Origin of the sequence: Vibrio hepatarius, assembly GCF_043642085.1 — a bacterium.
Lineage (GTDB): Bacteria > Pseudomonadota > Gammaproteobacteria > Enterobacterales > Vibrionaceae > Vibrio > Vibrio hepatarius_C.
Window position 1 is genome coordinate 215,141 of sequence record NZ_JBHZSA010000003.1, and the last position, 14,524, is coordinate 229,664.

The following is a 14,524-nucleotide window of genomic DNA, read 5'->3' on the forward strand; positions in this document are numbered from 1 at the left end:
CCATGACAACACACGTTTCTAACCCCATTTTTATTCAAAGTTGTGGCTTTCATAGTGCAATGGGCTCAGACGCCGCTGAGATCCATCAATGCCTAAGTGGTCAGCGCCAATCGAACATGGTGAAGGATACCAGTACCCTAAATACAGGGGCTTGTACCGTGATTGGCCAAGTCAGCGAATCTTTACCCGCTATTCCGCAGCACCTTAGCGAGTTTAACTCTCGTAACAACCAACTGGCTCTCTCTGCGTTAATGCAAATTGAAGAGTCTGTGCACCACGCGATTAAGCAGTTTGGTCATGCGCGAGTTGCGGTAGTTATCGGCACCAGCACCTCTGGCATCTCAGATGGAGAAATGGCTTATAGCCAGCAAATTGAATCTGGCGAATTTCCAGATGACTATCACTACCGCAAGCAAGAGTTAGGTAATACTAGCGAGTTTATCGCCCAGTACTTTGGTCTAACCGGACCTTGCTACGCAGTATCGACCGCTTGTTCATCCAGTGGCCGTGTCTTTATCACGGCTCAGCGCTTACTTCGCAGCGGCATTGTTGATGCCGTGATTGTCGGTGGTGTTGATACTCTTTGTCGACTGACGTTAAACGGTTTTCACGGCCTAGAAGCCTTATCGCAAAGCCTATGCCAGCCATTTAATGCCAACCGTGACGGCATCAATATCGGCGAGTCAGCGGCATTGATGTTGGTCAGCAAAGAACCTGCACAAGTCGCACTGCTTGGCGCCGGAGACAGCTCTGACGCTCACCATATTTCAGCGCCTCACCCTGAGGGTAATGGTGCAGAAGTGGCGATGCAAAAAGCGCTCACTGATGCTGGTTTGACGGCTGATGACATCGGATATATCAACGCCCATGGAACCGCAACCCCACTTAACGACAGCATGGAAAGCAAAGCCATCTATCGACTGTTTGGCTCAAAGGTTCTAGTCAGTTCAACAAAACCTCTTACTGGCCACACTCTTGGCGCAGCTAGCGCTACTGAAGCCGCCATTGCATGGCACATTTTAAAACACGATTTAGAACTACCAATTCAGCATTGCCAAGATAAAGCTGACGATATTGAAGTTTCACTGGTTGAAGCTCCGACTAAGCTGGCGGGCAAAGCAATTTTAAGCAACTCTTTTGCTTTTGGTGGTAATAACATTAGTCTAATTTTTGGTTACACCCATGACTAACTTCCCTTCAATTGATCAACTCTTGCCGCATGACGATCCGATGATTCTGATCGACGAAGCGCTAGATATTCAAACAGACAGCATTCATTGCCAAGTAAAGATCGGAGCTAAAAATCCGTTCTTCGACCAAGAGTCACAAACTCTACCCGCTTACGTCGGAATCGAGTTTATGGCTCAGTCGGTCGCCGCTTGGTCTGGCTACCACTCGTTACAAAAAGGCGAACAGCCACCGATTGGCTTCCTACTTGGCAGCCGTCGTTACTCTTCTCATTGCGATAGATTCCAAAATGGACAGCGACTTAATGTTTTTGCTGAAAAAGTAATGGAAGATAACGGAATGGCCGTATTCACGGCACGTATTGAATTCGAACAACAAATAATGGCAAGCTGCCAACTCAACGTATACGTGCCAACAGAAGAAAAATTACAAGAAATGAAAATCAGGAGTCAACAATGACCCGACAAGTACTAGTCACAGGTGCAAGTAAAGGGATTGGCAAAGCGATCGCTACCCAACTCGCTACAGATGGATTTACCATTGTTGTCCACTATATGGGCGATATGAAGGGTGCCCAAGACACCCTAGATACCATCGAGGAAAATGGTGGTAATGGCCGTTTGATTCAATTTGATATCAGCAATCGCGAAGAGTGTCGTGAAAAGCTAGAAGCCGATATTGAGCAGCATGGCGCCTACTATGGCGTGGTAAACAACGCGGGCATTACCCGTGATACCGCTTTCCCTGCGATGACAGAAGAAGAGTGGGATGGTGTTATTCATACCAACCTAGATAGCTTCTACAACGTACTCCACCCTTGTGTGATGCCAATGGTACAGAAACGCAAAGGTGGCCGAATTGTTACCCTAGCGTCTGTTTCTGGCTTAATGGGTAACCGTGGTCAGACTAACTACAGTGCAGCAAAAGCCGGCGTGATTGGTGCCACCAAATCACTGGCACTAGAGCTCGCTAAGCGCAAAATTACCGTTAACTGTGTCGCTCCGGGTCTGATTGATACGGGCATGGTTGATGAACACGTCAAAGAGCACGCGATGCCACAGATTCCATTGCGTCGTATGGGTGAACCTGAAGAAGTGGCAGGCCTTGTTAGCTACCTAATGTCAGACATTGCTGGTTATGTGACTCGCCAAGTTATCTCGGTAAATGGAGGCCTAGTATGAGCCGCCGCGTAGTCGTGACTGGTATGTCAGGTGTGACCGCGTTTGGTAACGACTGGCAAAGCGTAGAGCCTAAGCTTCGTGCTTGTGAGAATGCCACCCAATATATGGAATCTTACGAGCAATATGATGGCCTCAATACCAAACTGGCCGCGCCTGTTGATGACTTTGAACTACCAAAGCACTACAAGCGTAAACAAGTTCGCGGAATGGGTCGAGTATCAAAACTTGCCACTGTGGCAACTGAAAACGCTCTTATTCAATCAGGGTTGATTGGTAACGATATTCTGACTAACGGCCAAACGGGTATTGCCTACGGTTCATCAACGGGCAGTACCGATGCGATTGGTGCATTCGGCGTAATGCTCAATGACAAAACCACCAAAGCGATTACCGCCACTACTTACGTACAGATGATGCCGCATACGACTGCGGTGAACGTTGGTCTGTTCTTCGGTCTAAAAGGGCGTGTGATTCCAACCAGCAGCGCGTGCACTTCAGGCAGCCAAGCGATCGGTTATGCTTATGAAGCTATCAAGCATGGCTACCAGACTGTAATGGTAGCAGGTGGCGGCGAAGAGCTTTGCCCTACCGAATCAGCGGTATTTGATACCCTGTTTGCGACCAGCTTAAAGAACGAAGCACCAAAGTCTACACCACGCCCCTATGACAGCCACCGTGATGGCCTAGTGATTGGTGAAGGTGCGGGTACGCTAGTGCTAGAAGAGTATGAACATGCGAAAGCGCGCGGTGCGAAGATCTACGCTGAGATCATCGGTTTTGCCAGCAACTGCGATGCTGCCCACGTCACTCAACCGCAAATGGAAACCATGCAGATCTGTATGGAAATGGCGCTGCAAAACGCGGGCATTGAACCAGAGAAGATCGATTACGTTTCTGCACACGGCACAGCAACTGACCGCGGTGACATTGCAGAGAGTAACGCAACAGCCAACGCTCTGGGTAAAGTACCAATCAGTTCATTGAAGAGCTACTTTGGCCATACACTTGGCGCATGTGGAGCGATTGAAGCTTGGTTAAGCCTAGAGATGATGCACACAGGCTGGTTTAGCCCAACACTCAACCTTGAGTCGCTAGACGAGCAATGTGGCAACTTAGACTACATCACTGGCACTGGCCGAGAACTAGAGGTTGAATACTTAATGAGTAACAACTTCGCGTTTGGTGGCATCAACACTTCGATCATCTTTAAGAAGATCTAATCTCTCTAGCTGCCATAAATCAAAAAAACGGACTGGTCATTGCCAGTCCGTTTTTATTTATCAGCTCTTTCATATACGGGCATTGGTTCAGTACTCAGCATGACGAGCACTCTCGATTGAACTAATGTTGGCGTCCCTACTCCAACCACTATTACAAATCTCCCGTAGCCACTATCTATGTCTCTATTATTGCTCTCTACTGCGCTTGCTACTTCTGCTGAACCAACGCTCAAATACCAAATCGAACCAGCTCCCACTGGCCCTGACACCGTAACCGTCAGCGTTAAGACAAAAGCCCTCGGCACGTTTCGCGCTCTGCCAGCAAGAACGCTCGCTAACGACACACAGCCCGCTTTATTCTGCGTTACTGCGAATGGAAGCCAATCTGCCATTGAATACCAAACGCCTATTCAATGTGACCATGTCACTTGGCAACTGCCGCTTGCTGCGATAGGCCAAGACGGCTTCGATATCGCCAAACAAATCGATAGCTATGAACCGACAAAGGGCTGGCGTTTTGTCAGTGAATTTAACTCCCTTCCGCGTTTTTCTACGCACAATGATGAGCCTATTCCCGCGCAAGTCTGCTCTCCGGATAATCAATGTGGCTGGATGCCAGATGCCGATCAACCACCACTGTTTGTTGTTTGGGGTCTTAAGCCTGTCGAACTCGATATTAATGGCAAAGCGATTAAGGTCACCACAGATACCGAGCAAATTTTGCAAACTATGGACGACTGGAAACCGGCACTGGAGTCCCAGTTGAACTACCTCACTGGGCTGTTTCCTGATAGCACTGCGACTCAATGGGATATTGCGTTCTTTAGTAGAGATAAAGGTGCGGGAAGTGTAAGTGGCGCCGCGGGAAGCAATAAAATTCTTATCAATGCCATCTTAGACAATGGTCAGTTCGAAAATGATGAAATGCCGATGCTGCTTAAGATTGCAGCTCACGAATCAATGCACTTACTCGACACTACCATGCCACTGTGGGCATCGGAAAGTATTGCGGAGTACTACGCGAACAAGTCTCTTGATAAAACGCCGTATGACTTTGCCAGCCCTCAGGCTCAGTGGCTCGACTTTAAACAAAGCTTCCCATTTGCGAGTACGGGACTGTTAGAAGCTAATAACCTAGTCTCAAAGAAGCAACAGTATCAATATTACCCACTGTTTTACGTCAAGGGCCCTGCATTTTGGCAAGCGGTCGACCAGAGCTTAATGGATAAAGGTGAGAGCTTAGATTCGCGATTGCCGACTCTGACTTACAACAAAGATGGCAGCCTTTCTGAATCTTCAATTGCGGAACTCACCAAGGTTATCGGCCAGAAGAAATGGGATGAGCTGACGAAGTTGTATCTATAACTAGAATGGACTGGTGAGCGGTATATTTGCCCTTCACCAGTTTATAGACATTACACATCCGCACGTGAATCGTGGCTCAACCGTTCGCGCGACCTACTTTCCCCGTGTTAACTGCCCTTTGCTAACTCACTTCAGCCAACAAAGTTTTGGACAAAAATCATTTAGAGTTGATGGTCTAAATAATCTTCCAGTCATTACTTTTCGTATTCTGACTCAACCAATACCGCACTACATGTTAAATTCAGTGATGAATAAACACGCAAAAGCAAAGCTTTAACACTTTGCTTTAATCTACTTAGCGATATCCCCCCCCCCCCCCAATTAGCCAACACTTCAATTCTTCAAGTACAAGTTTGATAGCTTCTCAAAAAGAACCTGACTAATACTTGCAACATCGCAGTAGCTGACGAGCAAGATTACCTATACGGACGTACCGCGCAGACTCAATCTACCTTTTGTCCTGCAACTGGGCGTCATAACACGTCTATGAACAACAACTTTAAGTAGTATGGCTAGTTATATGAGTAGAAAGGTTGCCTACCTTTTCGAATGGCACTCTCTGGGTAGGTATTCTGGTGTTTACTTATGACACGCGTATTTTAGCTTACTTCAACTATATGCCCTTGTTTCAAGAATATCGTCGTGTTCTTACGCTTGTGAAAGAGGTGTATTTCATTTTTTTGTACTTGAGTCTGTCGCCGCAATACCTCCAGAGAAAGATCTTTGCGTTTACGGTGTTCTAACCATAGCTCGATACGAAACTTCATTTCACCTATCAGTTTTACAACTTAAATTATAGCTCAAGCATTTAGCTACAATGCTTGAGCTATTGTGGAGAGGGTTTTATATATCTACTCTTACCGTTCTTTTCTGTTGAACATCCAGAGTTATTTGCCCATTGGATTGAGTTGGTATGGAGTCTTTAGTAGCAATAATATCCATCTCAAAGGTACAAGTGTCGAAACCTTGAGTTAGCTGAGCTCGAGTCTGACCGAATATCTCACTCAGGCTCTTATTATAAGAACCTGCATTGAGTAGATGCTCACCCGAGTTTATATCTGACGATACAGTTCTGATATTGGTCTCAACACTATTTGTACAGGTTAGCGTTTCAACAACATAAGAGTATGTATGGTCAGCTTCTGGCGCCCATGAGACATCTATCACTTCCCCTACAAAACTCGTCGTTAGTGTGAAAGGTAATGGAAGCTCATTCACCGTCAATGAACTTTGAACAACACCATTCCTTAATAACTTAACTATATATTCGGATGCATTTGCTGACACATCCGAGCCATAGTAGTAAACACCATCTTCTACAGACGTTTCTGCAAGAGTTAAGTTCAAACTATCTACTTCCGCGACAAGTTGGTCGCTACCATCAATGGCAACGAAGTTGAACGAGGTATCTTGCACATACGCAGTAACTTCAGCATCCGACGAACTTACCGCTGATAGTGTGAAGAGCACTTGTAAATCAGATACAGCATAATCACTGCTGTAACGAGTGACATTTGAGTCTGGAGTTGAGGTGGTAGAGCCACCACCATCTCCGCCTCCACAGCCCGCAAGAAGTGCTAAAGCGGGAGTTAAATATAATTTCATACGGTTCTAGCCTTTAATTTTTTATTACATTTCTTTACTGTTTCGAGAATTTCACCGATGACGCCATATCGCCAATATCTAGTAGGTTAAAAGACCCAATTGATATTTCTGCCTTATTTGCATTTATAAATCTTTACTAACGCAATGTTTCTATCGACCTCACGATAGTCAACCTTGTATAGCGCCGATTAACTGTTCTTCTTACAAGAAGAACCTACGAAGACTGACGCGACACCACAAATTAAGGCGAGCCAAAAAAACCACCCAAGACCGACATCTCCTCCAGCTTTAAAAGCAATAAATCCAACTAAGAAACTAACCAACGAAATAGCGTAACATATTAACCTTAAAGACATTCTTTAACCTCCACCTGACAGAATTGCACCCCTGCCGCTAATCCAGCCCCTGGACCCCATATTCCTCGTCCCACACTCGAGCCATTTTGGTTTACGTCAAAAGAGTAACTCTGAAGAGGGGAATTCAAGAATACCCCCCAAGTTTCAGAATGTCCTTCTGCTAGCTTCTCTGCCAAAGTTAGCGAGCCAGACATTCCAGCCGACGCATGCGCCCCTAACCCAAATTGGATACACGTTGTTGATACATGACATTTACCTAATGAAGCATCACCAGCTAACCCTTCTGCATGGCTAGCACCTAAAACACCAAGGAAGCCACTTGTAGCTGGCTGCAAACTTGCACCCGCGACCGCACCAACGGCATGATCTTGCATATGATTCGTCACTCCTGACTGGAACTCAACCTTTTTAAATATTGACCAACCTTTGGTCATCTTATCTTTAAAACTCATAGAGTCATTGTACAAGTAGATAGTAATCACACTAACAGCAGAACGCATCACCGCATCTCGGCTATTGGCACCACTTGCGGCGGCTGCAATACCTGACACGATAATCATACCTCCAGCTTGAAGAGTCTGCGTTTGAACATTGGCATGAACAATTCCCCCACCAAGCTTACCAATGACACCGCTGATAAAGCCTTGCTTGAAGCTGCCACCTTGTAGCTCATGGAAACCTCCTTGAACCACACCATGAGCAAGGGGCAAAGCGGCTCCAAACGGGCTAGTTCCACCTGTCGCTCCATGCGCGACTCCGTAAGTAATCCCCGCAGACATACCGCCTATCACTCCCGCTTGAAGCGAGTCTCCAAAATCCCCCGTAGTGATATACGTTGTTGAGAATGATGCAGTCGCTCCACTTGCGGCAGCTTGTGCCATGGGTTGTAAGCCAGCATATAGCCCTGAAGCGGCATAGCCCATCGCAATGGCACCAACCACCATTCCGGCCATTTGGATTGCAGGGTTTTCGAAGGTTTGGCTAACGACGAAGAACGCCATCGCAGCAGCCCACCACACCCAGTGCCCTGTTGGGTCCGTATACTTCAACGGGTTGTTATATACATAAGCATAACGGTTGTAACTCTGGCTAAAGCTTGGCTCTGGTACAAACGTATCGGCACTCAAAAAACGACCAATCACAGGGTCATACAAGCGTGCGTTCATGTTAATAAGGCCACTGCTATTACCGACATTTTCATGTCCCGTAAAGCCGCGCATTTCTGCGTTGGTAAACATTGGAGTCGCTTGTAACTCAGCAGAGGCCAGTAGCTCACCAAATGGCGTATAGCCACGCTCTATCTGCACTTGCCCATTCGGGTCTGTCACCAAATCAGCCGAGCCTAACGCATCGCGATGGAAATAAGCTGTGCGGTCAATTTGTTTTTCACTACCAATTAACGTTTTGACATGCTCAGCAACAGCTTGGTTATCAGCGAGGAAGCGGTGACGCATGGTTGTCACGGCTTTACCGCTGTTATCCGTTGATAATTCAAGCTGATACTCAGGACTAATGTAGTAAGTCGTCACGCCATCAGAGGTTTGTTTCACACGTTCACGTTCACTGCCATACTCATATTGCACGATGTTGCCATTGTCGTTGATATATCTAGCTTTGTTAAACGAGTTCCACGCAAGTGTACGGCCACGACCTGTCAGCATGTTGCCGTTGGCATCATAGGTATATCCGTTCATTAACTGACCATTTGGATTAACCTCAAAATCACCTTGATCGGTTTTATACGTCAAATTGCCATAGACATCATAGCGATAGTCGCGCTCAATAGAAGAGACACTCTTGTTATCGCTGTAGTTCCACTGCGTTAGACGGTCAAAGTCATCATACTGGTAGTATTCAGATTGATTGCGTATCGCACTGACCTTACTTAAGACATTGCTGCGCTCGTCATAGGTATAATTGATATCACGCAGATAGGTATCCCCCATGCCTGTTGTAATACGCTGAACAGTGCCACGAGAGCGGTCTATATCACGCCTTGTCAACAATCCATTACCAAACAGCTCACCACCAATTCGGCCGAAGTTATCACGACTCGTCGCTACCCAAACAATTTCAGCAGTGTCATCATCAAGACGCTGATCCATGATTTCCTGAAGCTCGGCTTCTGCTACAACCAAATCATCCAATTCATCCGTAATATCTGACAAGAGGTCCGTTTGAGTTCTTGCAAGAGACGCATAATTCTGGGCTTGCGCTATCAGCTCATTCGCCCTAGTTTCTGCGTTATCAGATAACGCTTGGTAATGATTCGCTTGGCCTTGTTTCTGGTTTGCTTGCGCACGTTGGCGATTTGCAATGGCCTGATAGTGATTGGCCCATTGGTTGTAGACTTGAGTCAAATTAATCGTTGACGATGGTCCAACAAAGCAGCCTGCTTTAAACTTACCACCGGAAGGCCAACAAAACTTGGTGTTAACCATCCATACCGGTACTCTGGCCGTAAAGTATTCCTTCCTCTTACAGTTGCCCTTCCAATCTTTTTTCAGACAGCGGTCATACTTGTAATAAGCATAGCCATTCTGCGTTTTGTAATGGCTGAAGACTCGATTGCCAAACACGCGCCAGTAATATTGGGCAGTATTGCGGTAACTCGCCGCTCGACTGGCATTAATGTTGGCACTTCTGAACAATGAGCTCGCACTCGCACTCAGCTGATTCGCTGTATTTTGATAGCTTGCGCTTTGATCAAACAACTGCTCTGCGGCTTGGCGAAGACGTTCAGATTCTTCGATGTAAAATTGAGCGCTTTGCTCTAACTCATACGCTTGGGCCTCAAGCTCCATGATACGCTCTGAGGTTTCCATCAGCGCGGTTTCAATTTGCAAATATTGGCTATCCCAAATGTCTGAGTAGGGAATACTCATTCGTTTGAGCAGACCATTGACATCATAGTCTTTATCCAAATTCATGCCCGATGGAAATGTCACTCGGCTAAGGCGACCTTGCTCATTGTATTGATACTGAGTGGTATAACTAGAACCATCAATCGTTAATGTCATTGACTCTGTTCGACCGAGTGCATCGTATGTGTAACTGCGGTTACTGCTATCACTGGTTGCCACATCAAGGCCACCTTTCAAGACTTGGTCATATTGCCACTGGTTTGTTCCATCAGGTCTTGTCTCACCTATTTTTCGGCCAAGAGCGTCATAAGTAAAGGTGGTACGTTGCCCTTTAGCATCTTGTTGCCAAACAAGCTCTCCCCAAGCATTGTGTCCGTAGGTCCACACACCCATCGCAGGGTCGTTCATTTGAGTTTTATAGCCTAGCTGGTTATAAGTCAGCTCCGTCACTAAACCATTGGTATCGGTTTTTGTTAAGTTACCTACAGCGTCGTAGGTATAGCGAACCGTCGATTGCCCATTTTCAGTAATTTGAACTGTCTGACCTACGCCATTGGTTTGTTCTATCTTTTCAAACTGACCGGGACCGCTTATCGTCGCCGTTAGACCTTGGTAAGACGTTGTAGAAACTAAGTCACCGACGTCTTCCGTTGGCTGGGTTCGCCTAATTGGGCGACCTAAATCATCATAGGCGGTTTGCAACCAGAAGGTCGCATCCCCAGCGAAGTAGCCCTCAAAATAAGGCACGGTCTCGCCCACTTTTTGCCCCTTGGCATCATAAGCGATATCGACAATGACCGTTTTACCCTCGCCATTAAGTTGCGTAGTACGAACTTCACGGCCAAGCCCATCAAAATACGTTGTCGACAAACCTCCTTGCGAAGTTTGTGTTGTGACCATAAAGACACTGCGGTCACCGAGGGTGAGTCCATGCTGGTCAAGTCCTGCGTCAGCACCATCACTCCACTCATATACTTGCGCAATCCAGTTACCGTCTGGGAGGGTTTTCTTGATTTCGCGACAGTAATCGTCGTACTCAAAACGTGTCACCAATCCATTCGCATCCGTGACACTTTGTGGTAAACCACATTGATTATCATAGGTGGTGGTCACGCCGTGGCCGAGGGCATTCGTGTGCTGAGTAACTCGCCCATACACATCATAAGCCGTGCTAGATTGTCTGGTTTCACCGCTGCCCGTTGTTTGCTCTGAGGTTCGAAACCCTTTCGGACTGTAACCAAAGTGAGTGGTTAATGACAAAGCGTGCCCGGGCTCTAAAGTTTGTTCAACTAATGCGCCAGTATCGGCATCATAAGTGAAAGAGGTGCGCCTTACTTGGGAGTCATGACTGTTCGATTTAGTGACACTGACATCCGTTGGTTTACCAATCAGCCAACGTTGAGTGTCGTGTTGGTAGCGTGTTGTCGTGGTTTCAATGAATTGCCCTCCGTTACCATCTTCAATGACTTTGGTAATCGTATCTGGGAAGTTAAGTGCATCATAGCCACGATATTGCGTCGTCGTATCGGTTAACAGGTTCGAGGATAAATCCCACGCCTTCTGGTTGGTTTCCAGCAATTGAGGCCACAACTGACCAGACACAGGGGCATTGACATCTTGATAGACAAAATTTCTCTCTGCTACTTTGCGATGGTTACTACGCGTCTCAGTTTTGGCGATATAAGGCACCCAGTCATCGTGGTAGGCTGTCGTGCTAATCGATGTTGTTTTGCGCTCAACATCATGAGTCTGAATTTCACCAAACCCAAGTAGCCCTTTATCCTTATGTGCGTGGTAACCTTTGTAAAGGTATTCGGTTCGATTGATGCCTCCAATACCATTGCCTTGCTTAAGCGTTTTCACGACCTTGAAGTTTGGCGTTAAACTGATGAGCCCTTGCGGCGGGGCTGCTTTTTCGAACACCGAAGCGTCACCCGTCATGCCATACTCGAACTCACTTTTAATCCCTAAACCAGATGTCACAGATTTAAGTAGTGCTAACGGCTCAAACTCATAAGACAAACACGTTAAGCCATCAATAGAGCGGTGACAGTCGCCAAGTAGTCCATCGCCATTTGCATCCACACCTTTCTTGAAAGGACCATAGACGTTATTCACGCCAAGCGAATAAATAGTAGTCTTGATACCAAACAATTTTTTAATGCGGTTACCCGAAAAGGTCATTTGGTCTTCAAGCTTCTCTAAATCGGCATTGATGGTGGCGAGAAGTTCAGGCTCGTTGAAACTACTACCATTTCCGTAAGCACAATAAACACGCTCTCCAGCGATGTAACATAAATCGGCTAATCCATCGCTGTTTCTGTCAGATAACATGATAGAGCCTTCAATTTGGGCAACATTATTTTCTCTATCATTAGAGATTTCAAAGTGGTCGCGTCCAAGGGCTAAACGTGTTGTGGCAGTCTCAAAACCTTTGCCTGTATTTTGATGACAGACATAGTTATTCCCGCTTCGATAACACAACTCTGGTAAACCATCACCACTGATATCCACCAAGTTCATGGTACGTTGAAGCTGCTCAACCGTTTTTACATCTCGTTCATGGGTATCATTTGTCGGGGAGTGAGTCGACGTATTTTTGAGTCCAATGGGTAAATTGCTTGCCCAGCGCTCTGGCGCTTCAAATGACAAGTTCCCTTCCGACTCCTTTCCTAATGAGCAGTAAAAGTGCCCATCAAGCCTTACCCCACAAAGGTCAGCAAAACCATCCTTGTTAATGTCAACAAACTGATTTTGTGGCATCTTAACCGAATCAAACTCAATATTGGTATTGGCGAAAGGAATGGGCTTGTACGTTTTTTCTAGTGAGTAGCCATGATTAATCAGTACATAGTCTGATGACAGGCTACTTCCGGTATTGTTCGCACACACCACACGGTTAGATTCAACGCGGCAAACATCCACCAATCCATCATTGTTGGCATCCAGTAAGCGCACTGCTTTATCAATCGTATAATTTCGGCTCCAGTAATGCCCAGAATCAAACGAGCGTCCATTACGGTTAAGTGAGCAGAAAAAGCCCGTTTCATTGAATGCGCAGACATCCTGAAAACTATCATCATTGATATCCATTAGACTGATGGAGGCATAGTTCTCTGCTTCTTCCCACGCGCTACCTTGGAAATCATTGCTCCATTTCACCGCACTGCCATAACGGCCATTACCTTCATTCAATCCACAGTAGAGGCCGTCTTTTAAATAACAAACATCACTCAAACCATCTCGATTGATGTCGCCAGCCACAAAGCCTTTAAACTCACCGAGGCGGTAGAGCGTTTTTTGCTCTGGCTCACTACCGGCATAAGGGTTACTTTCCCACTCAAAGGTATGAGCAGGCATACAGTCCCCACCCGAGCCACACACTCGCAGGCTATTCAAACGAGTAAGTTCAATGCCTTTCGAATTCACCTCTCCGTAAGTGAATTCAACGCGGCGAAGCACATTACCACTGCGGTTAATTTGAATATTATCGAGCTTTTGTGCCAATGTTTGTTTCTGACCAAACCGATAGGAAGAAAGAACATCAGGGCGATTGACGTAATTAAAGTTAAGGCTTACGTCTGCGTATTGGATTTCATCAAGATAATGTTGGCCTTGGTGAGTGCGGTACCGATAGTCGATACCATTTTCAAATCGGTCAGATTGCCGAGAAATAAACCATTCTAGCCCATGACCATCAACCGTAAGTTGTGCGTCCTCTCTTGAGCCATATCGGGTCACATAACCATCCGCGGAATAAATCGTCCAACTATCAGGACCTGAAGACAGGCTACCGTTTGCAACGACTTTAGTTTGCCAGCCTCCCTTAGTGCGGTATTCACTGCCATTTTGACCTAACTGCCCCGAGACTAGAAAAAGTCTTTTGCCATCTAAGCAGTAAACATCGGTATCATCAAAGCGAAGGCCACTGTTGATACCATCATCTTGCTCGTTTCGGCTACAGCGAGTGATACTAGATAAACCATCCAAACTCACACCCAAGCCTAGTGGCCCGTTGCCTGAGCCCTGTTGATAGCTAACAGGCAAAGAAGGGACAAGCTCGTTGACACCACTCGGTAACTGCAAGTCAACTTGATAACCTGACTTTCCTTGAGAAACAAATGCGCTACCACTGAGTTCCCCCACAGAAGAGGAAAGAGAAGGGAAGGAGAAACAAGAGAGCGCAACGACACATAATTTCGATTTCATTCTCATCACAACGACTCCTTGTTGTTACCCAAATTGTTAAATCGTTGTTCAATATCGATAAGATCGTCTTCAACCTCAACCACTTGCTTTTCAATTGCTTGAACTTGAGTCGACGGCGTATCAGGAGTCAGTAGTACGGGGTCGTAGGTGAATACAATGCCTTCTTGCTCAAGCTCTGACAAAATCATGCTCGCTTTTGCCAATACCAATTCAGGGGACTCTTCTTCAGATTGAGCTATCACCGTCTCTTCATCTAACAGACGTTTAGCATCAGCAATATCTTGGTTAAACGTGTCCAGCTCTGCCAGCATCTGAGCTTCAATGCGCTCGCTTTGAGACTCAAGGTCATGGCTCGGCTCAGTGAGTGCTATGCTCGATGAGTCTGAGGGACTCCCCATATCTGGAGAAGAAGAGCTTGCGACAGGCGTGCCTATTCTCTGAGTATGTACCGATTTATCGTAGTTGAGGGCAACGATACCAATGCCGACAACAAGAGCAAAACCTGCCCCTATCGTGAACCAACGTTTAACCATGAC

General features: G+C 46.3%; 8 protein-coding genes. 5 read left to right on the forward strand and 3 right to left on the reverse strand.

Going from position 1 to position 14,524, the window contains the following annotated elements; genetic code table 11:
- The first annotated feature begins 2 nt into the window (after window positions 1-2).
- The 5 genes from ACHUFZ_RS07145 to ACHUFZ_RS07165 all read left to right on the forward strand — a co-directional run bounded on the left by ACHUFZ_RS07145 (window position 3) and on the right by ACHUFZ_RS07165 (window position 4,954).
- Entirely contained in the window at window positions 3-1,190 is a 1,188-nt protein-coding gene (locus ACHUFZ_RS07145) for a beta-ketoacyl-[acyl-carrier-protein] synthase family protein (protein ID WP_394126542.1), read from the forward strand.
- Entirely contained in the window at window positions 1,183-1,647 is a 465-nt protein-coding gene (locus tag ACHUFZ_RS07150) for a hotdog family protein (RefSeq protein ID WP_394126543.1), read from the forward strand. Before ACHUFZ_RS07145 ends, ACHUFZ_RS07150 begins: the two co-directional genes overlap by 8 nt.
- A complete protein-coding gene (locus ACHUFZ_RS07155) occupies window positions 1,644-2,369 on the forward strand; it encodes a 3-ketoacyl-ACP reductase FabG2 (protein ID WP_394126544.1) in 726 nt (241 codons plus the stop codon). The genes ACHUFZ_RS07150 and ACHUFZ_RS07155 overlap by 4 nt, the downstream gene beginning before the upstream one ends.
- Window positions 2,366-3,589, forward strand: coding sequence for a beta-ketoacyl-ACP synthase (locus tag ACHUFZ_RS07160; protein WP_394126545.1), 1,224 nt, complete (start codon window positions 2,366-2,368; stop codon window positions 3,587-3,589). The genes ACHUFZ_RS07155 and ACHUFZ_RS07160 overlap by 4 nt, the downstream gene beginning before the upstream one ends.
- Window positions 3,590-3,766: 177 nt before the next feature.
- The gene (locus ACHUFZ_RS07165) at window positions 3,767-4,954 is read left to right on the forward strand and encodes a hypothetical protein (protein WP_394126546.1); all 1,188 of its coding nucleotides are present in this window, start codon (window positions 3,767-3,769) and stop codon (window positions 4,952-4,954) included.
- Window positions 4,955-5,797: 843 nt separating this feature from the next.
- Here ACHUFZ_RS07165 and ACHUFZ_RS07170 read toward each other — a convergent pair.
- The 3 genes from ACHUFZ_RS07170 to ACHUFZ_RS07180 form a co-directional block, all read right to left on the reverse strand.
- Entirely contained in the window at window positions 5,798-6,559 is a 762-nt protein-coding gene (locus ACHUFZ_RS07170) for a hypothetical protein (protein WP_394126547.1), read from the reverse strand.
- A 346-nt stretch (window positions 6,560-6,905) separates the two neighbouring features.
- Window positions 6,906-13,994 carry an RHS repeat-associated core domain-containing protein gene (locus ACHUFZ_RS07175; protein WP_394126914.1) on the reverse strand — a complete coding sequence of 2,363 codons (7,089 nt, stop codon included), beginning with the start codon at window positions 13,992-13,994 and terminating at the stop codon, window positions 6,906-6,908.
- Complete coding sequence (locus ACHUFZ_RS07180) at window positions 13,994-14,521, reverse strand: hypothetical protein (protein ID WP_394126548.1); 528 nt, start codon at window positions 14,519-14,521, stop codon at window positions 13,994-13,996. Before ACHUFZ_RS07180 ends, ACHUFZ_RS07175 begins: the two co-directional genes overlap by 1 nt.
- Window positions 14,522-14,524 lie beyond the last annotated feature (3 nt).